The 23,807-nt window shown below is 33.6% G+C and carries 26 protein-coding genes; 7 read left to right on the forward strand and 19 right to left on the reverse strand.

The genetic code is table 11. The features are described 5' to 3' along the window. Position 1: 1 nt before the first annotated feature. Positions 2 to 511 (forward strand): hypothetical protein, encoded by a 510-nt coding sequence (locus tag ACR1PN_RS12875; RefSeq protein ID WP_433980362.1) that lies wholly within the window; start codon positions 2 to 4, stop codon positions 509 to 511. Between the two features lie 99 nt (positions 512 to 610). Here the strand turns inward: ACR1PN_RS12875 and ACR1PN_RS12880 are convergent, their stop codons facing one another. The 3 genes from ACR1PN_RS12880 to ACR1PN_RS12890 form a co-directional block, all read right to left on the reverse strand. Further along, the gene (locus tag ACR1PN_RS12880) at positions 611 to 1,159 is read right to left on the reverse strand and encodes a DNA-3-methyladenine glycosylase I (RefSeq protein ID WP_433980363.1); all 549 of its coding nucleotides are present in this window, start codon (positions 1,157 to 1,159) and stop codon (positions 611 to 613) included. Between the two features lie 191 nt (positions 1,160 to 1,350). Continuing rightward, a complete protein-coding gene (locus ACR1PN_RS12885) occupies positions 1,351 to 2,250 on the reverse strand; it encodes an EamA family transporter (protein ID WP_433980364.1) in 900 nt (299 codons plus the stop codon). 94 nt (positions 2,251 to 2,344) lie between these two features. Then, positions 2,345 to 2,875 (reverse strand): NAD(P)H-dependent oxidoreductase, encoded by a 531-nt coding sequence (locus ACR1PN_RS12890; protein WP_433980365.1) that lies wholly within the window; start codon positions 2,873 to 2,875, stop codon positions 2,345 to 2,347. A gap of 90 nt (positions 2,876 to 2,965) precedes the next feature. Here ACR1PN_RS12890 and ACR1PN_RS12895 point away from each other — a divergent pair, with 90 nt between their 5' ends. After that, complete coding sequence (locus ACR1PN_RS12895; protein ID WP_378183553.1) at positions 2,966 to 3,322, forward strand: winged helix-turn-helix transcriptional regulator; 357 nt, start codon at positions 2,966 to 2,968, stop codon at positions 3,320 to 3,322. A gap of 53 nt (positions 3,323 to 3,375) precedes the next feature. On the opposite strand, the gene ACR1PN_RS12900 is transcribed toward ACR1PN_RS12895, so the two are convergent. Next, on the reverse strand, positions 3,376 to 3,819 hold the full coding sequence (locus ACR1PN_RS12900; RefSeq protein ID WP_433980366.1) for a hypothetical protein: 444 nt from the start codon (positions 3,817 to 3,819) through the stop codon (positions 3,376 to 3,378). 223 nt (positions 3,820 to 4,042) lie between these two features. Here ACR1PN_RS12900 and ACR1PN_RS12905 point away from each other — a divergent pair, with 223 nt between their 5' ends. The 3 genes from ACR1PN_RS12905 (at position 4,043) to ACR1PN_RS12915 (ending at position 6,621) form a co-directional block, all read left to right on the forward strand. After that, positions 4,043 to 4,681, forward strand: coding sequence for an alpha/beta hydrolase (locus ACR1PN_RS12905; RefSeq protein ID WP_433980367.1), 639 nt, complete (start codon positions 4,043 to 4,045; stop codon positions 4,679 to 4,681). 132 nt (positions 4,682 to 4,813) lie between these two features. Then, positions 4,814 to 6,094 carry a PDZ domain-containing protein gene (locus tag ACR1PN_RS12910; RefSeq protein WP_433980368.1) on the forward strand — a complete coding sequence of 427 codons (1,281 nt, stop codon included), beginning with the start codon at positions 4,814 to 4,816 and terminating at the stop codon, positions 6,092 to 6,094. Positions 6,095 to 6,096: 2 nt separating this feature from the next. After that, on the forward strand, positions 6,097 to 6,621 hold the full coding sequence (locus ACR1PN_RS12915) for a hypothetical protein (RefSeq protein WP_433980369.1): 525 nt from the start codon (positions 6,097 to 6,099) through the stop codon (positions 6,619 to 6,621). On the opposite strand, the gene ACR1PN_RS12920 is transcribed toward ACR1PN_RS12915, so the two are convergent. The 15 genes from ACR1PN_RS12920 to ACR1PN_RS12990 form a co-directional block, all read right to left on the reverse strand. Beyond that, positions 6,618 to 7,646: a L,D-transpeptidase gene (locus ACR1PN_RS12920; protein WP_378183568.1), complete on the reverse strand. Its 1,029-nt coding sequence runs from the start codon at positions 7,644 to 7,646 to the stop codon at positions 6,618 to 6,620. The two genes, ACR1PN_RS12915 and ACR1PN_RS12920, sit on opposite strands and share 4 nt — an antisense overlap. 809 nt (positions 7,647 to 8,455) lie before the next feature. Further along, a complete protein-coding gene (locus tag ACR1PN_RS12925) occupies positions 8,456 to 9,991 on the reverse strand; it encodes a RagB/SusD family nutrient uptake outer membrane protein (protein ID WP_433980370.1) in 1,536 nt (511 codons plus the stop codon). A 13-nt stretch (positions 9,992 to 10,004) separates the two neighbouring features. Further along, complete coding sequence (locus ACR1PN_RS12930) at positions 10,005 to 12,908, reverse strand: SusC/RagA family TonB-linked outer membrane protein (protein ID WP_433980371.1); 2,904 nt, start codon at positions 12,906 to 12,908, stop codon at positions 10,005 to 10,007. A gap of 850 nt (positions 12,909 to 13,758) precedes the next feature. After that, positions 13,759 to 13,914, reverse strand: a complete 156-nt coding sequence (locus tag ACR1PN_RS12935) for a hypothetical protein (RefSeq protein ID WP_433980372.1) — start codon at positions 13,912 to 13,914, stop codon at positions 13,759 to 13,761. A 103-nt stretch (positions 13,915 to 14,017) separates the two neighbouring features. Then, positions 14,018 to 14,722 (reverse strand): SMI1/KNR4 family protein, encoded by a 705-nt coding sequence (locus ACR1PN_RS12940; RefSeq protein WP_433980373.1) that lies wholly within the window; start codon positions 14,720 to 14,722, stop codon positions 14,018 to 14,020. A 113-nt stretch (positions 14,723 to 14,835) separates the two neighbouring features. Further along, positions 14,836 to 15,108 (reverse strand): hypothetical protein, encoded by a 273-nt coding sequence (locus ACR1PN_RS12945; protein WP_433980374.1) that lies wholly within the window; start codon positions 15,106 to 15,108, stop codon positions 14,836 to 14,838. 18 nt (positions 15,109 to 15,126) lie between these two features. Beyond that, the gene (locus ACR1PN_RS12950; RefSeq protein ID WP_433980375.1) at positions 15,127 to 15,624 is read right to left on the reverse strand and encodes a hypothetical protein; all 498 of its coding nucleotides are present in this window, start codon (positions 15,622 to 15,624) and stop codon (positions 15,127 to 15,129) included. A 129-nt stretch (positions 15,625 to 15,753) separates the two neighbouring features. Further along, positions 15,754 to 16,077: a hypothetical protein gene (locus ACR1PN_RS12955; RefSeq protein ID WP_433980376.1), complete on the reverse strand. Its 324-nt coding sequence runs from the start codon at positions 16,075 to 16,077 to the stop codon at positions 15,754 to 15,756. 22 nt (positions 16,078 to 16,099) lie between these two features. Beyond that, the gene (locus ACR1PN_RS12960) at positions 16,100 to 16,558 is read right to left on the reverse strand and encodes a DUF6896 domain-containing protein (protein WP_433980377.1); all 459 of its coding nucleotides are present in this window, start codon (positions 16,556 to 16,558) and stop codon (positions 16,100 to 16,102) included. A gap of 157 nt (positions 16,559 to 16,715) precedes the next feature. After that, positions 16,716 to 17,438, reverse strand: coding sequence for a leucine-rich repeat domain-containing protein (locus ACR1PN_RS12965; RefSeq protein ID WP_433980378.1), 723 nt, complete (start codon positions 17,436 to 17,438; stop codon positions 16,716 to 16,718). 129 nt (positions 17,439 to 17,567) lie between these two features. After that, on the reverse strand, positions 17,568 to 18,434 hold the full coding sequence (locus ACR1PN_RS12970; RefSeq protein WP_433980379.1) for a hypothetical protein: 867 nt from the start codon (positions 18,432 to 18,434) through the stop codon (positions 17,568 to 17,570). 64 nt (positions 18,435 to 18,498) lie between these two features. Continuing rightward, on the reverse strand, positions 18,499 to 18,753 hold the full coding sequence (locus ACR1PN_RS12975; RefSeq protein WP_433980380.1) for an immunity 17 family protein: 255 nt from the start codon (positions 18,751 to 18,753) through the stop codon (positions 18,499 to 18,501). A 78-nt stretch (positions 18,754 to 18,831) separates the two neighbouring features. Further along, positions 18,832 to 19,686 carry a WG repeat-containing protein gene (locus ACR1PN_RS12980; protein ID WP_433980381.1) on the reverse strand — a complete coding sequence of 285 codons (855 nt, stop codon included), beginning with the start codon at positions 19,684 to 19,686 and terminating at the stop codon, positions 18,832 to 18,834. Between the two features lie 414 nt (positions 19,687 to 20,100). After that, positions 20,101 to 20,625, reverse strand: coding sequence for a hypothetical protein (locus ACR1PN_RS12985; RefSeq protein ID WP_433980382.1), 525 nt, complete (start codon positions 20,623 to 20,625; stop codon positions 20,101 to 20,103). A 17-nt stretch (positions 20,626 to 20,642) separates the two neighbouring features. Then, a complete protein-coding gene (locus ACR1PN_RS12990; protein ID WP_433980383.1) occupies positions 20,643 to 21,440 on the reverse strand; it encodes an SMI1/KNR4 family protein in 798 nt (265 codons plus the stop codon). A 443-nt stretch (positions 21,441 to 21,883) separates the two neighbouring features. Between ACR1PN_RS12990 and ACR1PN_RS12995 the strand changes: the two genes are divergently transcribed. Further along, a complete protein-coding gene (locus ACR1PN_RS12995) occupies positions 21,884 to 22,756 on the forward strand; it encodes a helix-turn-helix domain-containing protein (RefSeq protein ID WP_433980384.1) in 873 nt (290 codons plus the stop codon). Positions 22,757 to 22,859: 103 nt separating this feature from the next. Further along, on the forward strand, positions 22,860 to 23,546 hold the full coding sequence (locus tag ACR1PN_RS13000; protein WP_433980385.1) for a siderophore-interacting protein: 687 nt from the start codon (positions 22,860 to 22,862) through the stop codon (positions 23,544 to 23,546). Positions 23,547 to 23,807: the final 261 nt, after the last annotated feature.

The following is a 23,807-nucleotide window of genomic DNA, read 5'->3' on the forward strand; positions in this document are numbered from 1 at the left end:
CATGAAAAAATCTGCATTCTTATTTTTCATTCTGTCTTTTTTAAATTTCACATCATTTTTAAATGCCCAAAAAATTTCTGACGGTGAAAGTATTGATATCAACGGCATGAAAGTCAGTTTTAATATCGCCAACAAAGAAAGTGTGGAAGTTGGCGGAAAACCATTTGATCGCTATAAAGTTGCAGCGACCGTACAGAATACTTCCGAAAAATCTTACAACATCCGTTTAACATCGTACCCACAGATCGTCACCAATACCGGAATTGTGGAACTCGACTGCATTAATGCAACAGGAGCAAAGCTTACTTCAAAAAAGATTCAGCTGAAAATGAAAACGCAGATGATTAATGTGACGTATTCAGCTTATGATAAATCCGGGAAAATGACAACGAGTATTCTCCCGGTGATTGGAAGCTATTATTTCGATTCAGGAGATACGATTAGTGATAATGCAATTTTTATTGTTCCACAGGGAGAAAAACCTGATGTTACAGTAAGAAGTTTAAGATAGATTCAGGGTTTCGGCGGCGGCTAAGCCGCCGCCGAAACTTCATATTATAAATTCTGGAATTAGATAAATTCAGAAATTTATTCAGAGAATATCCTTACCCTAATTTCTCCACATAGGACGATGCTTTAAAATCTCCTGATTCACAGCACAATCCTCTGTATGGGCACCTTTTAGAAAACCAATGCTCATCAAAAACTCATTTACAATTTCTCCGCCTGTAAACTTGAACGTTTTCTTGAAAAGTTTCATCCATTCCGGTAATGTTTTGGGATGGTGATGTTCGAGCCATTTTTCAAAAGAACCGAATTCTTTTTGTAATTCAATGATGGTTTTTGCATTTTCAATGGCGGCATTTACTTTCAATTTATTTCTGATAATTCCGGGATCGTTTAATAATCTTTCTCGATCTTTTTCTGAATAAGCTGCCACTTTTTCAATATTAAAATTATCGTATGCTTTCCTGAAACTGTCTTCTTTTCTTAAAATAGTTTCCCAGCTCAGTCCAGCCTGATTAATTTCCATAATCAATCTTCCGAACAGTTCATTATCATCGTGAATAGGAAATCCATAATGATGGTCATGATATTTTTTATGTAATTCCTTTCTGCTTTCAGGTTGCATTCTTTCGATTGCTAAACAATAACTCATTGTAACAAATTTTGCAATAAAGATACTATAAACTACTGACAACTGTCTGTCAGGAGAATTTGTAGGCTGATACCTTTTAACGCAAAGTCAGGCAAAGCTTTTTTAAACATGATGAAATTTAAGGTAAACAAAAACCACTTCTTTTAAGAATGAAATACAAAGACGCTCTAATTGATTGGTCAAACAAAAATTTAAACGGTTTCCACCCTTTTTAAACCAAAAATTTCTTTCGCATTAAAAACAATTACTGCAAAAAAAATAATAGAATACGATACAATCTGCAAGCCTCCCAATGCTTCGTGGAAAACCACACCCGCTAAAATGAAAGCTATAATCGGATTGATGTTTAAAATCATCCCGACTTTGGAAGATGCAATTCCCGATAAGGCATAAAGATTCAGCAACAAAGGAACAATGGTGTACATTACCGCAATAATTTCAACATACAGATAGAAACTAAAATCTACCGGAACCGATCCAGAATACATTGGAAAAAATGGTAACAAAATTAATGACGCTAAAATCATATGGAAATTCAGCACCAAAAATTTATCAAATTTAGAATTGGCACTCTGAATAATCAGATAACAGGCATAAGTAGAACCGATAATACTGCTGTAAACCATATCCAGAAGATTGGAATAAGATAACAAAACACATCCAAGTCCGCTCAGGAAAACTGATAGCCATTGTAACTTGGTAAGCTTTTCACGCAGAATAAAATAGGCAAGAATTGTTGTAATAATCGGGCAAACAAGATACGCTACCGAAGTTGCTCTTACACTGATATGGTTCATTACATAAATAAATGAAAACCAGTTTCCCGTCAATAAAATGCTGCTCAGAATATTTAAAGCAATTGTTTTCTTCTTGTTCTTACTACCAAAATTTCTGAAATACTTTAAATTTTCTTTCAATTTAACTCTTCTGAAAAGTACAGTCACCAAAGACATGATAATGGCACAACTGAAAACTCTGTAAAAGAGTATATCCAATGAAGCATAATTATGTAATGGTTTTAAAACCAGACTAAAAGTTCCCCATGTGGCAAAAGCAAAAATAGCAGCTAAATAATATTTCAGACTCTTCAAGTAAAGCGGATTTTTTAGTGGTTTAAAATGAAACAAAGATAATAAAACAAACCGCCGACAAATGATTACCGGCAGTTTGTTTTTACATTAATTTTTATAAATTATCAATAAAATCTAAATAAAGCGGAACACTTCTTTCAATCCATTCTGCAGAAACATTATGCTCTAAGCCATAATAAACAAAAGGTTTATGATAATCAGCCTTTACGTATTCGAAACTCAGTTCAAACGGTCTTGTAAACTCTATCACCGTATGTCTATACTTTCCATCAGCAGTGAAATCTTCGTAATCCACACCTGCAGATATTGCCAAGGCAACCTTCTTACCACTCACTTTATATCCGCTTTTGCTTCCGTAAGCCCATCCGTGCAAAAGAACTTCATCAAACCACTTTTTCAGCAACGGCGGACTGCTAAACCAGTAAAACGGAAACTGAAAAATAATTTTATCATAAGCTTCAACCAATTCCTGCTCTTTTTTAACATCAATTATTTCATCAGGATAATTTTTGTACAATTCATGAACTGTATATTTTTCAGGATATTTTTTTAATTCTTCCACCCATCTTTTGTTGATTAGAGATTCTTCCATTTTGGGATGGGTTACAATAATTAGTGTTTTCATACTTTTAAATTTCTTTTACAAAAATAAATGGGGTAACTTACATTTCCGATATTAGCGACCGATTGTATGGTACTATAAAAAATGTAAGTAATGACTAAAATAAAAGAAACCTCTACCAATTATGCGAATAAAAAAGCCCTCACAGATGAATGCCCGGAATTGTATGCGTCTCAGCTGATCGGCGGACAGTGGTCTCTTGCCATTTGCAGCTATTTAATTAACGGAAAAATGAGATTTGGTGAATTAAAGAAAAGCTTGAGGAACATCACGGAACGTATGCTAACACTGCAATTACGAAGACTGGAAGAAGATAAAATTATCACGAGAACAGTTTACGCCGAAGTTCCACCGAGAGTTGAGTACGAGCTGACAGAAATAGGGTACAAATTAAAACCTGTTATTCAAGAATTAGAAAAATGGGGAACGATGCACAAAGAAAGTATTTAAACAAAAAAAGCCTTCGGAAATCCGAAGGCTCAATATTTAGAATTCAGTTTAAATTATAATTCAAGAAAGCTGTGCGCAACAGCGACTTCTTTGGTTCCGCTACCTTCTATTGTATCTGTCTCCGCAATTTCGCCATCAATATAAATTGATACGATCAGTTTAGAATCAGAATTCAGAAGGTTTGCATTTGCAGCCAGATTTAATTGTGATTGGCTTGAATTTACAAAAAACTCACCGCTCGTCCATATCAAACCAGGAGAGTCATATAAAGTTTCCTGCTTGATTCCTACCTGACTGACAATAGTTTTAAATGTACTTACAGGAGGAGTTGGAGCCGTACCTCCGTTAATTATTTTTGCTTCAAACTGTACCAGGTGATCCTGAAACTCATCTTCTTCATCATCTTTACAAGAATTAAAAACAGAAGCTACTGAAAGTAATATCACTGCTAAAAATGAAAGTCTAAGTAAATTTTTTGATTTGTAAAATTGCTTCATTTCTCCAAATAGATTTTTAATGTTTCAAATATAGGTTTTTTATCAATATAAAAACAACTTTTATGCAAATTTTCCAATAAAGATTTCTAAATAATATCAAATCTACAAAAGAGATTTATTGCTTATTAACGTCATTCCACACAGGATTATTTTCTTCATTTTAATAAACTTCAGACTTAAAAATTATCAGTTAAAATCACTCATTAATAATTATATTTGCTGTATGAATTTAGATTACATTGTAAGAGAACCTGAAAATATTACGCCCGATACTTCCATCTTATTTATGCTTCACGGTTACGGAAGCAATGAGCAGGATCTTTTCAGCTTCAGAGAAAACCTTCCGGAAGACTGGATCATTGTAAGTTTCAGAGCTCCTAAAACCACTCAGTTTGAAGGATATTCGTGGTATGACATTGATTTTAATAATCCGGAAAAATTTATAGATATTGATCAGGCAGAAGAATCGTTGACTGCGGTTACCGAAAACATCATGAAAATTGTTAATAATTATGGTCTTACTACAGGCAAAACACATCTTTGTGGTTTCAGCCAGGGCGGAATTTTATGTTATGTTTTAGCATTAAAATATCCTGATTTATTCAATAAAGTTGCCTGCCTAAGCAGTTATCCTGAAGAAAAACTTCTCACAAATATTGTAAAAGATAAAAAGAGATTAGAAAATCTCCGTTTTTTTGTTTCTCACGGAACTGATGATGCCATTATTCCTCTTGAGTGGGGAAGAAAAGCTGCAGATTTACTCTATGATTTGAGCACGTATTTTACATTCAGAGAATATATGAGCGGTCACGGGGTAAATCAGAAAAACTATATCGACCTGATGGAATTTTTCTCAAAATAATTTTTTATTTAATTTTTAAAATAACAAACATTCTTTCATCAGAATGTTTTTTTTGTTGTATATCATTTAATTTGCTAAATTCAGTAAATGAAATTTCGGTTTTTAATATCAATTTTACTTTTAAGCATTTTTATGAATGCCCAGAATAATTTTGAAATTAAAGATGCAAAAAAAGTTGTCATTCCCTTTAAATTTATCAACAACCTGATCTTTATTCCGATGACCGTAAATGGCGTGCAACTCACGTTTCTTCTTGATACCGGAGTAGCAGAAAACACTATATTTAGTCTGGAAGATAAAGAAATGACACTCAGTTCAATGGAAAAAATGAAATTTTCAGGACTTGGAGGAAACGCCAGTATAGAAGGTTTTAAATCTGACCGAAATATAGGAAAAATAGGAAGCCACATCGTCAATTATTCACTAATGCTTTACATCATTCTCGATGAGGACTTTAATATTTCTCCGCATGTAGGAATTCCCGTTAATGGTATTTTAGGGTATCATTTTTTTAAAGATTATCCTATAATTATCGATTACAGTTCAAAGAAAATCACTGTTTTCAAAGACCGTGAGTTATTTTTAAAAAAAGTTCAAAAATTTGATGAACTCCCTATTTCTGTAGAAAAAAACAAACCTTACATTGAAACAGAAGTAGAAATGACCAAGGAAAAGAAAACCTCAAAACTTCTGATCGATCTTGGCAACAGTGATGCAATATGGCTATTTCCTACACTGATAAAAGATTTTGTTTACAACCGTCCGAATATTGAAGATTTTCTGGGAAGAGGTTTCAACGGAGATATTTATGGAAAGCGAAGCCGTATTCATAATTTTTATCTTGGTAATTATAAATTTGAAAAGCCATTAACCGCAATGCCGGATGAATATTCGATTCAACACCTTAGTCTTGTGAAAGACAGGAAAGGTTCTCTCGGAGGAGATATTATGAGGAGATTCACTGTTGCTTTTGATTATCAGAACGAAAAATTATATTTAAGAAAAAACAAAAACTATGATGATCCTTTCCATTTTAATATGAGCGGACTTGATTTTAAACAGGACGGGCTCCAATGGGAAAAAGATTATTTAACATTCAGAACAGCAAATGAAAAGTCTACTTCTGGGAATATAGAAACTTATAACAGTAATCTGCAGTATAAATTTGTTTTGAAACCTCTATTTTCAATTGCGGGAGTACGAAAAGATTCTCCTGCTGACAAAGCAGGATTGAAAAAAGATGATAAATTAATCGTCATCAACGGAAAGAAAACTTCAGATATGACTTTAAACAAAATAATGGAGATGATGAAATCAGAAGAAGGCAAAACAATTAGCATGACTATTGATAGAAAAGGGGTAGAACTGAAACTCTCCTTTACTTTAGAAGACCCGATCCCTTATCAAGAATAAATATGGAAACCAAGGAAACTACTTTAGACAAAATAAGAAACCGCCCGAGATTTAAAATGTACACTCATCTCAGCAAAGAATCATATGCAGAAAATCTGAAAAATTATCTGGCTGAACATAAAGATGAGTTTATAGGAAATGTGAATAAAGAGGTGGCAACAATTTCTGTTCTGACTAAAGATGATCATTATTGGAAGCCATGCTTAGCCCTTCGAACTGAGCTTGATGAAGACATTACCGTAATAAGGGGAGTTTTCGGACCGAGCTCAGCAGTATGGACTTTCTTCATGTTTCTTTATTTCCTTTTCACCATTTTGTGGATGACTTTTTTCACGATGTATTATGTGGAAAATCAGATCAGCAGCAACGAATATCCATGGGCGTTAAATGCTTCATTTCTGATGCTGATTTTTATTGCTGCAACGTATGCTGCCGCAAGATTCGGGCAAAGTAAAGCAAAAGATGAAATGAAAAAACTCCGCAAATTTGCGGAGGAATCTACTTTAAAATTTGAAAAAACAATTTAATTTTCTGTAATTTCAGTTTCCTGAACAGCTGCTGCCTGTTGAGCTTTTGCTGCTTTAATAGAGTCAGCAACTTTCTCACGATTGGTTTGTTCAAAAATCATTTTTTCAACATTTGGCTGAATCATTTTAGTCATTTCTTCTACAGAAATATTATTGGCATTAGGATCATTCAGAAGATTTCTCCAAGGCTTTCTTTTTCCCCAGGGATAATCACCGAAAACCATTACCGGAGTTCCTTTTGCCTTCGTCGTTGCGCCACCCGGATTCAAAATCCATGTATCGGCATAATTGTACAGCCAGATTGCATCTTTCATTAATAATCTTAGACAAGAATGCGATGCGGGATAACCCGGAAGATCATATTGATGCCATCCTATTCCGTGCGTATTATGAATATTGAAATTATAAGGCAGTTTCCATTCACTTTTCACGGTGGAAATTGCTAATTTCTTTTTCCAGTTCGCAAACATGAGCCCCCGGTCTGTCTGGGCCGATTTTTTACCCATACTTGTAGGTCCCCATTTTACCAGAGCCCCGTTGGAATAAACCGCATAAGCCTGAATCGGGTATGAAAAGATGACAAATTTCTTTACATCACTTAAGACATCAAGCTGTAACGGAAATGGTGAATACGCCATTAAAGTTGTATCTATTTTTGCGGGAACTACCAATGTATCAGAGTTCCATTTGCTTTTTGAGTCTAAACGGTTTAATGCTAAAATTGCATATCGCTCTCTTTCATTATATTTTTTACTGAAAATTGCATACAGCGAATCTCTCAGCTTTTTATCTTTCGGAATGGCAAAAGCATTGTAGAAACCATTTTCCTGCATAATGGGTGGTGCAGATTCTTTTACAGGTTTTGTTTTGATAGAATCCGGATCAGCAGCGTTTTTAGCAATTTCTTCTGAAGATTGATTTTGTTGCTGATCATTGTTCGATACCTCATCCTTTTTACATGAAGTAAGCAGCAATGTGAAAAATAAAGTGTAAATGATTGATCTTTTCAAAGTCATGTTTTTCATAAGTACGATGGTTCATTTGAGTTTGATATAGACTTACAAATATCAGACCTAAATTTTCATGGTTTCGTTTTTTTTAGTTTTATAAGTCCTGACTAAATCTACATAAAATATCTTTTATTACAATAAAGAATTATACACCCGTAATAATTCATTAAAATTTGAATTAAGCTTAATTAGACATGAAATAATGTTTCCAAATGGATTCTTTGCATCATTTGCCCATCTTTGCTTTCGTTATCAACCTGTTTTATAGCCTTACAAAAATCACATAATTTTTTTATTGAATTGATTATAATAAAATCCCCAAAAGGAAAACCAAGGCAAACATGAAATTATTGAAAGGATAAAATTTTCTTTATCTAAACCACCTTCAGAAAAGGCTATAAAAAAGGCAATGCAGAATGTAATCGGTAATAAAAACCAGCACAAAAATTTTGAAACAGGCTTCTGAAAAGTTTTTCTGCAGCTCAATAAAGAAGAAAAAGAAAAAAGGCTTAAAAATAAAATCCACATAATAATTAATCCGTAAGCCAAACCACTCATATCACACATATGACGATATTCATCCACAGGTTTTCTTATCGAATCCAGATATAAATAAAGAAACAGTATAGAAATGGCTGTTGAAAACAACCATGTTTTTAAAATGGAAATAAGAATGAATTTTTTAATCAGTGCAGATTATTATCATTTAAATTTAAAAAAATATCATGAATTTTTTACACTATAACGGGAAAAAAACAAGAAACCCTCCGTTACGGAAGATTTCCTGAGATTTGAAAATATAATTTTAAAATAACTGTAAAATTCTAAGGATTCTGTTCATATCCCCCCAACTGAACCTGTGAAAGAGGAATCTGATACAGATAATCATTCGTTGTAATGGTATAATTATAATTAAGTTCTGCTGCAGCCTGATTGATAACGCTTACAGCGATATTCCAACGTACAAGATCGTGCCAGTAAACTCCTTCTCCTGCAAACTCTACTCTTCTTTCTTTGCGAAGAGCTGTTGTAAAATCGGCTGCCGAAATTGATGTTGAAAGCGGAGCAAGACCTGCTCTCTGGCGGATTCTGTTTAAATGCGGAACCGCAGCACTTGTACTTCCCTGATTATTCAATACTTCAGCATACATCAAAATAACATCTTCGTATCTGATGATCGGGAAGTTTATCGGCCAGTCGTATCTGTTTGTAATTACTTTTCCTGGTTCGCGGAATTTTATAAAATAATTGGAATTATCCGGCTGTCCGTTTGCTGCTATAAATTGGGTTTTAACAGTAACATTTTTCCTTAAATCTCCGGGTTCGTAAGCATTAATCAAAGATTGTGAAACACCTAATTCATTTGAGCTGTATAAACTGCTCTGAGCATTGTATAACGGATCTGCAGTCCCAAAATTAGGTGAAACATAGCTCGGCAAATAAGAACCTTGCGATAAACCACCACTGATATGCTGTATTTCAAAAATATGGTACTTATTATCATTTGCACTTTTAAATAAATCGGCATAAGTAGGTGCAAAAGTTACAAACTGACCCTCCCCCTGAATTACGGTAGACAAATGATCTTTAGCTTTGGCAACGTAAGAACTGTTGTTTAAAGGATAGCCCGATCCTGTAAGATAAATTCTTCCCAACATCGCATGTGCAGCAGATTTTGTAACACGGCCTTTATTCGCATTATCATAAATATTTTTTAAACCTCCAACAGAAGCTTCAATTTCGGAAGTAATGAAATCATAAAGTGTTGTAAGATCTGTTCTCTGAATCTGCGCTGCTTCCTCCGGACTCACAGGCTTTGTAACCAAAGGAACTTTACCAAAATTACGCATCAGCTCAAAGTAAGCATAAGCTCTTAAAAACCGGGTTTCAGAACGGTATTGTTCTTTTACTGCAGCATCAGCAAATGGAACTTCATCAATTCTCGATAAAATTTTATTCGCATAAGTGATCATCTGATAGGCATCTTCCCAAAGTATCGACATTTCTTCAGTTGAAGAGGTATCCTGAAAACGGTTGATTGCAAAATAATCTCTATTCCCGTTTTGTGAAATTGCATTATAGTTATTAGAACGAACTTCAGAAGCCAATAAATAAAAATTAACATCGAAACCTCCTCTTGACGATGAATTAATCATCGCTGAATACACCCCTGATACAGCTTGCTGAATCTGTAGTTCTGTCGTATAAAAAGAAGTTTGCGTTATGTTATTTTCCGGCTCAAGCATCAGATCGTCTTCACAGCTTACAGTACCTAAAGTTAATGCTCCGAAAATAAGAGCTTTCCCAAGGTTTTTTAAATTTAATTGAAATCGGTATTTATTTATTTTAGTTGTTTTCATTTTTAATTAGAAATTAGAAGTTAAAGTTTAAGCCCATCATGTACACTTTTGCATTAGGATATGCTCCGTAATCGGTACCGTCGGATTGTACAGATTCGGGATTGTAACCTCCGTAATAATGATCTTTTCGCCATACGTTTTCTAAACTCACATAAAGTCTCAGATTCGAAATTTTTAGCTTTTCTACCAATTCCTGAGGAAAATTATAACCCAGCGTAACATTTTTCAGCTGAATGTAAGTTGCGTCATACAACCATCTTGTATCCAATAGACTTCCTGTAGTTCCGTCTAATCTCGGAGTCTTTCCATCACCCGGATTTTCGTCGGAACGCCAACGGTTTGCCCAATTTCCCATCACATTGTTCGTAGTTCCCATACTGGTGCGATCGATTGCACGACCTAACAATGCATAACTGTAACCTCCTTTCTGACCCTGGAAAAATAATGAGAGATCAAATCCTTTGTAAGAAAATGTGTTGGTGAATCCCCAATAATAATCAGGAGTAGGACTTCCAACGATATGACGGTCGTTTTCGTCAATTTTTCCATCTCCGTTATAGTCTCTGTATTTTACGTCTCCCGCGATGGCTCCATTTGTTTTTGCAACACCTGCATTATTAATGTCTGCCGTAGAAAGTACACCAATCGCTTCGTAAAGATAGAACGAATTCAACTCCTCTCCCACCTGAATAATATTGGTAAGGTCGCTAAAACCTGTAGGAATAGATTTATTGTTATTTCCCAACTGCAGTACCTTGTTATTATTAAAAGCAATATTTGCTGAGGTATTCCATCTGAACGCCCCCGTTAAGTTTTTTGTATTTAATTCTAATTCGAGACCTTTGTTCTGTACAGAACCTACATTTCTCCACATCGTTGTATACCCTGTTGTAGCAAGTATCGGCTCCTGCAGAAGAAGATCTTTGGTCTTTTTGATGTAGTAATCTGCTGTAAAATTAATTCTGTTGAACAATCCCAGTTCAAGACCGAAATCAGATGATTGCGTTTTTTCCCAGGTTAAGTCGGGGTTTTCAATCGTATTCGGGATTAAACCGTTTGATAAATTTCCGCCAAAAGAATAATTTCCTCCCGCCAAAGTTCCGAAAGCCCTATACTCTCCGATAGAATTATTCCCGTTTTCTCCCCAGCTGTATCTAAGTTTTAGGTTGCTTAACCAGCTTTTATCCTTTAAAAATTCTTCTTCATCTATTTTCCACGCTCCACCGAATGCTGCGAACGTTCCCCAAAGATTATTCCAGCCAAATCTGGAGGAGCCGTCTCTACGAATACTCGCCGAGAGCATATATTTCTTTTTATAATCATAATTTACACGACCAAAATACGAAAGCAACATCCATTCTGAAGCGGTATATTCTGAATTCAATACTGATGCAGACTGTGTAAAGTTGAAGGTTTTCAGATCATCGTTGGCAAAACCTTTATTACGGTTATATTGTGACGTCGTTCTGTAATTTTCTGCACTATAGCCCGCAAGAGCAGCAATATTATGATTACCAACCGTTTTTTTATAATTCAATAAAGCCTCCCCTAAATATCGGTTATAATTTATCGTTCTGCGGCTCGCAATACTTACCTGCCCAGGAATATTTGTTACTAAATTAAATGTCGGAGTGTAACCATTGTTTGTATTAAAATTATTTGTTGCACCTCCTGAAATTTTGAAATTCAGATCCGGGGTAATGTCATACGACATATATAAGCTTGACAATAAGCGAAATTCGTTGGTATCGTTCGTTGTATTTTCTAAAATCCCGATCGGACTTTGTGTAGAGCCGGCCCATCTGTACTGCAGATTTTTCCAGAAATTGGTGTAAAGTCCTGCCGACAATTCTGCAACAGGAACCATTGAAAGCATTTTGTGCGCTGCATTATCTTTTCCGTCTACTGCAGCTCCGTAGCTTTGGGAATAACTTGGTCGTAAAGTAATACCGGCTTTCCATTTATCCGAAATATTAACATCGATGGCTGCGCTTAGATTAAATCTGTTGAAACCTGTGTTTAAAGCCAGACCTTCCTGATCAAAGTACGCCGCTGAAATGGCATATTTCATATTTTTATTACCGCCTCTTACCGCCAACTGATAATTTTGAATTGCTGCCGGACGATAAAAAGCATCCTGCCAATCGATATACGCAACCTGATTGGTTCCCCATCTCGGATCAATCATATACGTGATGTTCGCAAGATTGTAATCGTAAGTATTTGCTAAATTAAAATAATTCGCTCTTGTCTCATAACTATCGGATGCAGAATGACCTGGAGCAAGAGCCTCCCATCTTTTGTTGATCGCTTCTGTGGCATAATCAATCCACTCTGCGCTATTCATGATGTCGAGCTTTTTTTCGATGGTTTGTACACCATAGTATTGCGAGAAAGTGAAAGAGGGTTTTCCTGATGCTCCTTTTTTGGTTGTGATGATCACGACTCCGTTCGAACCTCTGGATCCGTACATTGCTGTGGAAGCAGCATCTTTCAGTACTTCAATCGATTGCACATCATCCGGAGAAACGTTTGCCATATCATCTACAACCATTCCGTCTACAACATAAAGCGGAGAATTGCTCGCAGAGATAGAAGCTGAACCACGGACTCTGATTTCTAAAGGTTCGCCAGGCTTTCCTGTGGTAGAACGGGTTTTAACTCCTGCAATCTGGCCTGTTAATGCCTGATCCACTCTTGCGATCGGGCGGTCTTTAAAGCTTTCTGCACTTACTCTTCCTACAGAACCGGTAACTTCCCCTTTTTTCTGAGCTCCGTAAGCAATAATGACCACTTCCTCAATATCTTTTGTCTTATTCGTGCTATCTTTAGCCGTACCATTGGTCTGCTTTTCCTGTGCAAAGACAAAACCTGCAGTACCCATTAAAAGACCAAGCGTAATTATCGTCTTTTTCATTTATACGTTGTGATTGGTTTAAAAAATTTAGTTTTACTTTTATACATCTCTAATTAATCAGAGTAAACAATAAGAAAAGAATGACAATATCCATTCTTTGTTTTATTTTTTATAAAAGTATAGTTAATGAGAAATTCTCGTATCCTGTGGTTACCTGCCAATGTTCCTCTATAATAAATTTATTAATTAGTGTATAAAAATTCTAAAAATATGTTTGTTTATGATTAGATCATAATTTAAGAAAAGTGATAGGTATAGAATGTCCAAATTAAAATTTTATTTTACAGCTATATCATAAATGAAAACAGAGTCTTCAAGAAGACTCTGTTTTTCTATTAATAGAATGTAAATATTGGTGTCTATTTTAATTTCAGATTCACTCAAATGTTTTCTTTAATTGTAGAGAACAGGGTTCATTCCCTAGATGTCTGAACCCTGATGTTCTACATGAAAACTGAATGATGAAAATTATTTATATAATGATTTGGTATCTTGTTTTATCTATGTCAAATATATTATCACAAAACTTCATTGGCAAGCTTATGTTGGAATCATTTATAAATAATGACGTAAAAATTCGTAAAAACAGCGTGGTAATGGAATTTTAAAACATTAATTTTCAAATAATTAAATCTGATCAATTATATTTTCCAACTCTATGATAAAAAATAACTTCAACAAATATAAATTCATCTATTATCATCAGAATACAGGATAATCATTGCTTACAAAATAGATTTTTAATCAAAATTAGTTTCTGGAAATCTAATTATTTTAATAAAATCAGAATACGTTTCAACACATTTTTCATGTCATAAGTGGCAAGTCTACTCAAGCAACTATCCTATTTTTATTCTAGAATCCAGGTTTGCCACTCTTCGTCGTCATCATCCAGACTTTGACCAGCCATTTCGGGCTCGATATGGATAAGCAATGCGTTAAGCTCATCTTTAACTAATTTATCTAAATAAGTATCGGCGACTTTTTTTATGGTCTGTTCTTTCATAGTTTGTTGTTTTTATTTTGGATGGATTTAGTTCATATAGCAATCCGGAACTCTATATTTTGTGTTTTTAAAATCACTAGTAAGTTCTTCCTCGTCAAAATCTTTAAGCCGGCTCTACATCAATAATCTTGCAATTTTCCAGAAACTCGGTAAATGAATTTCCTACTTTTACGAAAGTAGCCCTTTTCAGTTCGTTGATTATTTTTCTGTCATTTGGATTTTCTTCGTCTAAATTATAAGTATCTTCATTGGATAGATGATGCTTTTGCAGAACGATATTTACAGCTTTTTCATAAAAATCGTCGTGAAATTTTGAAGGATGGTCGCACATACCGTAATTGTAATAGATTGATCCATAGTCTTGCTCGTCTAACGAAATACAAAGAATGTCGGAAGCATCAGGATGCTGACAACTTGCGATCGACATCATATGATCTGGCAAAACATCAAAATCTTCCTTAGAATTTACGTTGGATAAAATAAGTTCGGGCAAATCCCAATTTTCAACCTCATCTTCATTCATATCATCTTCCAGCCAAACTCCAAAAAAGCAAATCAAAGCAGGCTCAACTGAAGCATTGTTCATTCTTACCCATTTTAAAGGAGTTTCAAATATAACTTCTTGTGTATGTTCAGCGTCATCCGTATCGTCTATATATCCCGGCGAAACATAACCACCATTATTGTTTAACAGAAAATTTTTATAATCGGTTGGTATGTTTTTATAGCCAAATCGCTGCTCTAAGGTGCTTTCAACCTTGGCTAATAACTTTTCGTTTAGTTTTGGAAAGGCATTTATTAATTTCATAAAATGTTATTTTTGATGTAGTAGAATGTAATTATAAACCAAACGCTTCGAGGAAACCGAAATGTTGCTCAATGCTTTCTTTAATATCTATGTAAAAACCTTTTGATTTTATATTATTTCCACTCATAAGACAGCGCCCGAACAATATTCGCAATGGCTTTATCTGCCAAATTGTAATTTTCAGCAATAAATGAATGACTTGCCTTACAACCTAAAACCAAATCGTAATCATTCCATAATTCGAAGGCGCCGCCTTTTGTCCAGATTTCATTGAATAAATTTAATTCATTATCACTTAATGTTTTATCCTGAAATACTAATTCACGAAATGTCCACGGTTGCTCCCAATTGTCAAAGCTTAATATTCGGTTTTCTAATGTTTTCATACAGAAGTTTCTTTGAATTTAGTTTTTAATTCCACTATTTGAAGATTTTTTAAAAATAATCATACAAAGTATTGTTCCAACTACCAAACCAGCCAACAGATAATATTCCAAATACATATCCTGAAAATTAATTCTGGGAATATCAGCTTCGGAAGTAAATTCGGCTCTTCTTAAAATGTCGTTGATTTGAGCAACTTTAAATTTTAGATAAATCACTCTCAATCCCAAAAATAGAAATCCTGAAATTATGATAATGAGTAGAGAAAATAATTGTTGTTTACCCGAATAGATTTTACAATAATTTTTGGCAATCAGGTATAAGAAAGGAATTATTCCAAATGAGAAAATAAAAATCAGCATCGGGAAAATCTGATGAGCTACGTTTGAACTGTCACTAAACAAAATATTTTCACCCGTAATTTCAGCTACAAAAAACGATAAAAACCAATCTCTAATCAGAAAGGCAAAGAGGCAGAGCGACAATGATAATCCGATAATAATTGCTTTGTTTTTCATAGTTATTTAAGTTTGGCGATTATATCATTAAGTAAATAATATTGAAGTTACTTATATTAAAGATATTTTAATCATTAGTATTCTCTTAATTAGCTGGTGTCAATTACGTTTCCAATGAAACTATAAATTCTACCTGTCAAGTTCCTGTTTTATTTTTCTATAAATTTCTAAAGAGCATTTTACCTTTAAAATGACATTATTCGTTACTGTATTTGTTATTTCCAGCTTACGATTTTCATAATTAAAAGATACATTTTTTCTTTCCGTATTTCCCTTAAAACTTTTAATTCCACAAGAGATTAAAAACTTAACATATTCATTTGATATATTTATATAGCCACAGTTTTTATCCTTAAAAGACACCTCCAGTGTTATTATTTCATTATTCAAACTGCAGCCAGCTACAAAAGGACTGTCAAACAATGATTTAAATAAATTAACTAACAATTTCATCTTTAATTTCTATCGTTTGGGATTATATTTTCCTGAAATTCACATCATAAATATTTACCATTTTTTGTTTCTTTTCCAATTTCTTAAACAAGTTCAAAGTGTCGTTAAATGGATTTTTGAAATATTTTGTCAGATGTCTGAAATTTTCCGTTGTTTCAAGAAAATTATAGAAGAAATAAGGATCGAGATTGGCTATACTTTCTTCATTTCCAAGTGAAACCTCAAGAGTTTGTCCTGTTATCAAATTTCTAAACAGGCAATGTTCGCCGTGAACATCAAACCACCAATTGTCTGATAGATGTTCTTGTCCATTGAACAAATCTGCATTTTGAATTTCAAAATAACGTCCTGCCTGAATTTCTGCTTTTTCAGGTTGGTCTGTTTCTGTAATTAGCTTATCAATAAGCAATTGAGCAATGGTTTTGTAATCGTCCATAGCTTTCAACAATTCTTTTTCAATATCGTTAGTGAGTTCTGTCATAAAATTACTGCCAACGTTTCGGGGCTTTGCGTTCGGCCTGAAATCGAAGCACAAAAGCCGATATTATTACTAATTTCCATTGAAAAACAGCCGTTTAATTTTGCACTTCAGCCCGCTTGACGCAAAACCCTTGTTACCAGCAGTACATTTTGTCCTTTTATAATTCGGTTATTAATGGTAATCCATTTAAAAGTTTTTCTCTATTACCATTATTCAAATATCTTGGCAGAATATGCAGTTTTTGCAATTTATTAAGTGAAAGTAATGGTGTGATGTCGTAATTCTTTTTTTCTACATTCAGTATAAAAGCAAGATATTTCAGATTGTTTAATCTTGATATTGGCTCCATACTTTTAACAGATTGCCCTGTTCCGCTCATTTTTCCGTGATCTAAAAAAAGTTCTTCCAAATTTGTCAAAGAAGACAAAGGCTCTAAATCGTACAAATTATTTATCTCGTGAATATACAAAGTTTTCAGGTTGGTTAAACCCTTAAGAAAATCGATGTTTTCTACTTTTTTGATACTTGAAAGAACCAAAACCTGAATATTTTTCAAAGGTGATAAATCTGGTATTTCATTCTGTTTGTTTACACTTAAATGAAGATATTTTAAATTAGGCAATGTTGAAAATACATTAACCCGCTCATCGTCGATTTCTCCTAATATTATTGCTTCAATATTTTTATTTCCATTTAGCGACGAAAGGTTTGTATAAGTCAACTTGAATTTCTTCAGCGGAGTTGACATTTCTAAAATCTTCGTGTCAGTTGGAATGGTTGATAGATCAAAAATTCCTCTTACAGCTCCTTTAAAAACACCTAAATGTGCATAATTGGCAACTGGACTTTTTTGTTCTAATAAATAATTGTCCCAATTCATTTGTTAATTGTTTTTGTAGTCCTTTCCTGGTAACGTTTCGGGACTTGCCGAAGGCGGATCTTTTTTAGCACAAAAGCTCAATCGAAGAACTTCAGCCCCGCTTTTGGCAAACCCTTGTTACCAGCAGTATTATTTTTCTGTAAGTCTGTTTAATAAATCTTGTTCTTTTTTTCCTAATGTTCGTGTTTGTTCAGCATTTTTTAAACAATCAATCGCTTTGCTTATACTCGTAGATTTAGATTTTTCGGTTTTGTCGGATTTTGACTTTACAACAAGTTTATTAGCTTGTTCAATCAGCTTCTGATAGTTTTTCCAGTCTTTTTCGGTCAAATGTGCAAAAGGGTCAACTTTTGCTTGTTTTGGCTTGATGTAGTCCAATGCAAAATCAATTTCCTGCTGTGTTGCTATTTTGGAATTAAATTCTCTGAAATTTGCGAGCTCCGGCAAATTTTCTTCTAACCATTTTTTTGCCTTTTCAGTAAGATAAATATGTCCGGCACTTTTGCTGATAAAAATATCGTTACCTGTCCAGGAGTTTTCAATAATGAAGAGCTCATCTCTTCCAGACACATTCTTTTGCTTTCTTCCAATCAAAGTTTCTTTATCTAATTTCAAACACCAGATTGCTTCCATTTTTTCGGCAATTTCAGCATTATGCTTTCTTGTGGATATATAATTTTCAGGCTCGCCTCCAGCTGGATAAATCTTGGGCTTATCTGCCTCCAAATTCCAATTTTGCCAATCGATATCTACTATTTTTTTGAAAATTGTATTGATGAATTGAATTCCTTTCAAATCAGATTTTTCTGATTTTTGCCTGGTACTTTCAGAAACTAAAATCATATTCCATTTTTTATAAATTGCAGGAACAAAAGGACCGGCACGCTCTATATATATGATTTCGTCATTTTCATCAGGGTATGCAAAGCCTGCAAACAAGGTATTTCCATAATCGCCCCAAGGCATTTTTTTGTTTTCAAATGTGTAAAAGTTCATAGTTCGTTAAGCGATTTTTTTAACATTCAAATCTATTTTGTTAATAATTGCATATCTATCCTTATTATTTACTATCCATTAAAAGCCAAACCGAACCGGCTATTAAAACAACACCGAAAATAAAAATGGTTACCCTAAATGCTTTTCGACCAAACCAAAAGCCAATAGGATTTTTTACCGAGCTGTAGGGTGGGTCGTAAAACCAGTTCCAGTTACCAATTGCCGACCAAGCAAAGAAAATTCCCAACACCAGTGCAAAATATTCGAAACCGTGTTTTTGATCAGAGATGTACTGTTGTGCCTGTTCTAAATAATCCATTGTGATACTATCAATTATTTAAATCAAAAAAAATACAATTCGCAGAGATTGGTTTATGATACGAAATGTTCAATATTTTTAATTAACCATTTTCACACCTTCTGAAATATTTTCTTTTTTTATCAATTCGCCTTTTAAGCTATAAACATATCGATATTCATCTTTGTACGCCTTGATTTCATTTTCTTCCACATAAATACTTTCGAACTCAAAAGGAAGAATTGGGTTGAGTTTATAATCAAAAACACCAAATTTTTTATCATTTGAAGCAACTATAACCGTTTTATACAAATCCATCAAAGAATATTTTGTCAGAGGAACAATTAACTGATTGTCCTGATTGATAACGCTTGTCTTGTTTTCAGTTCGAACAATTGCTAAAAATCCTTTTCCATCAGGCATAGTTGAACCGATAAAATCGTATTGGAACGGAATGATAATTTTGTTTAAATGGTTGATGACTCCATATTTGCTCTTTTTTTGAGCTCGAATTCTGTTTTTGTCATCGATTTCTAATGTGCTGTATTCAATGGGAATTACAATTTCATTTTTATCATTTACAGTTCCGTACAAATTGTTTTTTATTACGTAAATCACACTGTCTCCTACACCAATTCCTTCATAATCATTGTTGAGATCAATGATGAAATTGCCTTTACCATCCAGCAATCCGAACTTTTCTGTACCGGGAATGTGATTTTGATCTCTTCTTCCATATTCGTCAAATTTATGTTCAGCTTTTGAAACCAAATAATAACCGTCTGTGTTGTAAGAAGCCGAGCAAAATTGAGGTTTTACGACATTCGTACCATCTTCCAGATAATATCCGAGATGACCTGTTTGTCTGTCATTTGCGGGATATAATTCGGGAACGGCTTGCGCACTGATAGATAAATGAATTAATAGATGAACGAAAAACAAATAAATTTTCATAGATGTTTCAAATATTTAATTGATCGATGTGAGTTGCTTCACCTTTTTTAAGTAGCTGAAAAATAGCGTATACTAAGTTTTTTCTTCAGAATTTACCTTGAAAGAAATATTTTTTGTGCAACGGATTGGAACAACTCTTAAGTGACAGAGGTATAAAAAGTAAAATTGTAGTAAATAAATTTCATCTGTTATGTTTTTAATTATTTTCTATTTAAATATAAGAATTTTATAGTAATAGAAACTGTAATTAATCAAAATTAAAGTACAGAACAAATTTGTCCTCGTTTTTGTGAGTATCAATGTTTTTTATTATTTCAAAAGTCAGAAGTTTGAAACATCTGCATTTTCTGTAGCCTTTTCATCATTTCTGAAATTTTTTCCAGGAATGGACCCCCCCATTTTTTCTACTAAAAATTATTCTGCGGGCAATTCAATTGGATCCAAAAACAGTTTTCTTTCAAAACTGGCCCAAATGATTTTTTGCAAACCTTTCTTGTAAAAGATATTTTTATTCAAATAATTTTCGGTTTCAATTCCCTTACCAAATTGTGGGTCTTTTTTCATTTTTGCATTCAGGGCATTTACAAATAATCGGATGTTGTCATTATGCAGCTTACTTATAATACGTAAGTCAAGCTGTTCTATTTCGGTTTCGGTTTCACGTCCGCCTTCTGCTACAATAGTATCATCACACCATTCATCGTCGTAAAAACTGGTTACAGAAGTATCTTCCGGTTCTTTTGCACAAAGAAAAAAACAATCGTATTTCTCAGAAAAAACTTTGGAAAAACTTTGGGATAAATCTACTTTTTTGTATGATGCTTTCTTTTTTTTATCCCGATATTCTACATAACAGTGGATATTGTATTGATTCAGCAAATCTTTAGAATAGCTTAAAAAATCTTCTGCAGAAATGATTATTCTTGTATATACTGGCATTGTTTTATCCGTTTTAGTTATTCCTTATTTTCTTTCACATATTTGGCACTCGTAAAATCAAATTTAACAATAATATTATCCAAATTGCTTTTACTGTTGCTTCCAACCAAAAAATCGGGACTATTTCCTGCTCTGAACCACCCCAACAAATCGAGTTCCTCATTGTAAAAAACTGTATGCTCATAAAATTCAAAATCTGATAATCTTTTCAAAGTACTTTCAAATTTCTTTTCTGCTTTGTTGTCTCGTTTTATACCTGCTACACCTTTTACTTTGGTTTTAATAATATTTTTTTTGTTAGCAATAATGATGTTTGCATAAAGTGTTATCAATTTCTGAAACAAAGGCATATCATCTTTTTGCCAAAACCATTCTTTTTCAAATAATAAATTCCACCCGTTTTTGAGGTCAACACCATAGAGTGGCTTTTTTATATTGCTTGCTGTAGCATAAATCAGAATATCCGTTTTGAACCATTTCTCTTCTTTGTAATAATCTTTAACTATTACATCCTTTTCTATCCAGAATTTTTCGAAATTCAATAACTGAAATTTTTGGAACCTTACTGTTTCTTTGGATAATTCGTCGATATTTCCACCAATACTATTGTATAACATTTTTAATTCAGCGGGTAAAACGCAATTCAATCTTTCCTCCAGCTTATCAAATTCTTTAATTTCAATACCTTTTGATTGATGAAAACCAGAGAGCGAAGTGATCCAATTTGACATTTTCTCCAAATCATTGTCATCTGCTCTTTTATTCTTCAGCGTGTTTGGCGTATTAGCTATTAAATCGTCTATTATTTTACTCATAATGATTTAAAAAAATTAACAACCATAGATCTGAACCCTTTGGATAATATAGGACGGATCTGTCCTTATTTGAAAACTCCCTATCCATAAGTTTTATGCTATTCTCTTGTTTTTACTGCTATAAATATATGTTTTTTAATTTTTGTAAATAATCGTACGTTTGAAGAAAAACAATTTAAGCATCACCGTATCAAACATAAAAAAACAAGTTTGGAATATTAACAGAAATAATATATTTGTAAGAACGAACTACTCACTAAACACTACTAATAACTATGAAATCCCCTATCTTCGGCAAACCCCGAAACGGTTGCGATATCCCTAATCAACAGATGTTAACCAACAAAAACGGGAAACCAAGTCTACCGCCACCCGACAAAATTTGACCCTGCTAAATGTAAACCGTGAACATTTATTTATAACTTTGAAACAGAATAAAAACAATGCCTACAAAATCTTCGATACCTGTAAATCCTATGACAGCCGAATTAGGCGAAGGTATTTTTGTTGGAAGAATAACAACCGAAGACTTTCATTTGTACGAACAGTTTGAAGGATTTGACAATATTAAACAATCGCACAGGGACGAATATCATTTGTTTTTCTTACAAGAAAAAGGAACGACAAGCATTGAAATCGATTTTAAAAAACACACTATAAAACCGCTTTCGGTTATCTTTATTCATCAAAACCAAGTACACCGAATACTATCATTCAAAGACGCAACAGTGAGCATTTGGGCAATCAGCGACGAAAATCTAAATCCCGAATACTTGAAATTATTGGAAGATATTTCGCCTGCCAAACCTTCTATATTAAAAAAAGAAAAGTTTTCTGTCATTTCCGAGGCCCTGTCACTTTGTACAAAATTATCGGAACGAAAAGATGAAAAGCTGTATCATTCTTTACTCAATGGAAGTTGCAATACTTTAGTCGGTCTTGTAATTTCACAGTATTTAGTCCAATCAAAACCATTAGACAAACTTTCACGGTTTGAAATCGTAACCAAAGCATTTAAAGAATTGTTGGAACGAAACTTTGTTACTGCCAAAAGCCCGACAGAATACGCACAACAATTAAACATTTCTTCGCCTTACTTGAACGAATGTGTAAAAAAAACAACAGGATATTCAGTTTCGCACCACATACAACAGCGGGTAATTTTAGAAGCAAAACGTTTGCTTTATCATTCTGATAAATCGGTAAAAGAAATTGCAACGGCATTAGGATATGACGACTATCCTTACTTTTCCCGACTGTTTACCAAAGTTGTAGGAATGTCTGCTTTGGTATTTAGAAACAAAAACCGCGATTAGTCCAATACTTACCCTTTTCTTGCATTGTTTAACATCGCAATTCATTGTTCCTTTGCATTAAACTTTAATGTAGTAAACAATGATTTCAAGCATACCAAAATGGATGATAGCCTTATTTGGAAACAAATTAAGCCCAAATGTAACAGTTATAGAAATAACATTTTTAAGCCTGCAGATAAAGAAAATTCGTTTTCAAGGCGATATATCAGAATGGGATTTCTCAATCGGCTACGCTTCTGTAATTCGTGTGAGTGAAACAGAATTTAGAAATTATACAGTTTCCTACCACAATAAAGAAAACGGAGTTTTCGATATTATTTTTCACATTCACGGCAACGGAGTTGGAAGCAAATTTATAGAAAGCCTAAAAGTAAGCGATGAATTGTTTATCAGTCCGCCAAGAGGAAAAAAACTGTATGAACAGAATGAACAACGACAATTCTTTTTTGGCGATGAAACCTCATTGGGCGTCGCCTTTGCAATATTGCCGTTATTGAAGAAAAATAATCATCAATTTCAATTCTATTTTGAATTAGACGAAGAAAACAAAAGTGTTCCCGAACTTTTAGAATTAGAAAATTACACTGTTTTCGCAAAAAACAATTCGTTTAGAAATGAAAAATGGTTAAACACTTTACCTTTATTTCAAACACAGGAATGGAACAAATCTAATTTCGCATTAGTCGGGAATGCCAAATCGGTTCAGATATTCAGAAAAGTTTTAAAAGACAAAAAGCAAGGAAACATTTACTCACAAGGTTATTGGCTTGAAGGCAAAAAAGGGCTGTAAAACTCAAATTAGGAAACAATGACATATCCTCTCATCAGCATTCTCATAAAAGCAGGATTTCACTAGCTTTCAAGTTTAATCTTTTATTTTCAATCATTGAAATTCGCGGACATCCCATTCACACAATCACAACAACAAAGTAATAATGCTTCATCTTTTGCAAGATATATTGGATTAGCGCTACTATTAAATTTTTGTGTTAAATTACAGCCACAAACTCCAATCCGTGAACCGTTGTATGTTATTATAAAAACCCGAACC

Source organism: Chryseobacterium sp. RLHN22, from assembly GCF_051011795.1.
Lineage (GTDB): Bacteria > Bacteroidota > Bacteroidia > Flavobacteriales > Weeksellaceae > Chryseobacterium > Chryseobacterium zhengzhouense.

Bases quoted from the DNA above. Each gene is read 5' to 3' on its own strand.
- ACR1PN_RS12875 (WP_433980362.1), top strand. From the start codon at position 2: ATGAAAAAATCTGCATTCTTATTTTTCATTCTGTCTTTTTTAAATTTC.
- ACR1PN_RS12880 (WP_433980363.1), bottom strand. From the start codon at position 1,159: ATGAGTTATTGTTTAGCAATCGAAAGAATGCAACCTGAAAGCAGAAAG.
- ACR1PN_RS12890 (WP_433980365.1), bottom strand. From the start codon at position 2,875: ATGAAAACACTAATTATTGTAACCCATCCCAAAATGGAAGAATCTCTA.
- ACR1PN_RS12895 (WP_378183553.1), top strand. From the start codon at position 2,966: ATGACTAAAATAAAAGAAACCTCTACCAATTATGCGAATAAAAAAGCC.
- ACR1PN_RS12900 (WP_433980366.1), bottom strand. From the start codon at position 3,819: ATGAAGCAATTTTACAAATCAAAAAATTTACTTAGACTTTCATTTTTA.
- ACR1PN_RS12905 (WP_433980367.1), top strand. From the start codon at position 4,043: ATGAATTTAGATTACATTGTAAGAGAACCTGAAAATATTACGCCCGAT.
- ACR1PN_RS12910 (WP_433980368.1), top strand. From the start codon at position 4,814: ATGAATGCCCAGAATAATTTTGAAATTAAAGATGCAAAAAAAGTTGTC.
- ACR1PN_RS12915 (WP_433980369.1), top strand. From the start codon at position 6,097: ATGGAAACCAAGGAAACTACTTTAGACAAAATAAGAAACCGCCCGAGA.
- ACR1PN_RS12920 (WP_378183568.1), bottom strand. From the start codon at position 7,646: ATGAAAAACATGACTTTGAAAAGATCAATCATTTACACTTTATTTTTC.
- ACR1PN_RS12925 (WP_433980370.1), bottom strand. From the start codon at position 9,991: ATGAAAACAACTAAAATAAATAAATACCGATTTCAATTAAATTTAAAA.
- ACR1PN_RS12930 (WP_433980371.1), bottom strand. From the start codon at position 12,908: ATGAAAAAGACGATAATTACGCTTGGTCTTTTAATGGGTACTGCAGGT.
- ACR1PN_RS12935 (WP_433980372.1), bottom strand. From the start codon at position 13,914: ATGAAAGAACAGACCATAAAAAAAGTCGCCGATACTTATTTAGATAAA.
- ACR1PN_RS12940 (WP_433980373.1), bottom strand. From the start codon at position 14,722: ATGAAATTAATAAATGCCTTTCCAAAACTAAACGAAAAGTTATTAGCC.
- ACR1PN_RS12945 (WP_433980374.1), bottom strand. From the start codon at position 15,108: ATGAAAACATTAGAAAACCGAATATTAAGCTTTGACAATTGGGAGCAA.
- ACR1PN_RS12950 (WP_433980375.1), bottom strand. From the start codon at position 15,624: ATGAAAAACAAAGCAATTATTATCGGATTATCATTGTCGCTCTGCCTC.
- ACR1PN_RS12955 (WP_433980376.1), bottom strand. From the start codon at position 16,077: ATGAAATTGTTAGTTAATTTATTTAAATCATTGTTTGACAGTCCTTTT.
- ACR1PN_RS12960 (WP_433980377.1), bottom strand. From the start codon at position 16,558: ATGACAGAACTCACTAACGATATTGAAAAAGAATTGTTGAAAGCTATG.
- ACR1PN_RS12965 (WP_433980378.1), bottom strand. From the start codon at position 17,438: ATGAATTGGGACAATTATTTATTAGAACAAAAAAGTCCAGTTGCCAAT.
- ACR1PN_RS12970 (WP_433980379.1), bottom strand. From the start codon at position 18,434: ATGAACTTTTACACATTTGAAAACAAAAAAATGCCTTGGGGCGATTAT.
- ACR1PN_RS12975 (WP_433980380.1), bottom strand. From the start codon at position 18,753: ATGGATTATTTAGAACAGGCACAACAGTACATCTCTGATCAAAAACAC.
- ACR1PN_RS12980 (WP_433980381.1), bottom strand. From the start codon at position 19,686: ATGAAAATTTATTTGTTTTTCGTTCATCTATTAATTCATTTATCTATC.
- ACR1PN_RS12985 (WP_433980382.1), bottom strand. From the start codon at position 20,625: ATGCCAGTATATACAAGAATAATCATTTCTGCAGAAGATTTTTTAAGC.
- ACR1PN_RS12990 (WP_433980383.1), bottom strand. From the start codon at position 21,440: ATGAGTAAAATAATAGACGATTTAATAGCTAATACGCCAAACACGCTG.
- ACR1PN_RS12995 (WP_433980384.1), top strand. From the start codon at position 21,884: ATGCCTACAAAATCTTCGATACCTGTAAATCCTATGACAGCCGAATTA.
- ACR1PN_RS13000 (WP_433980385.1), top strand. From the start codon at position 22,860: ATGATAGCCTTATTTGGAAACAAATTAAGCCCAAATGTAACAGTTATA.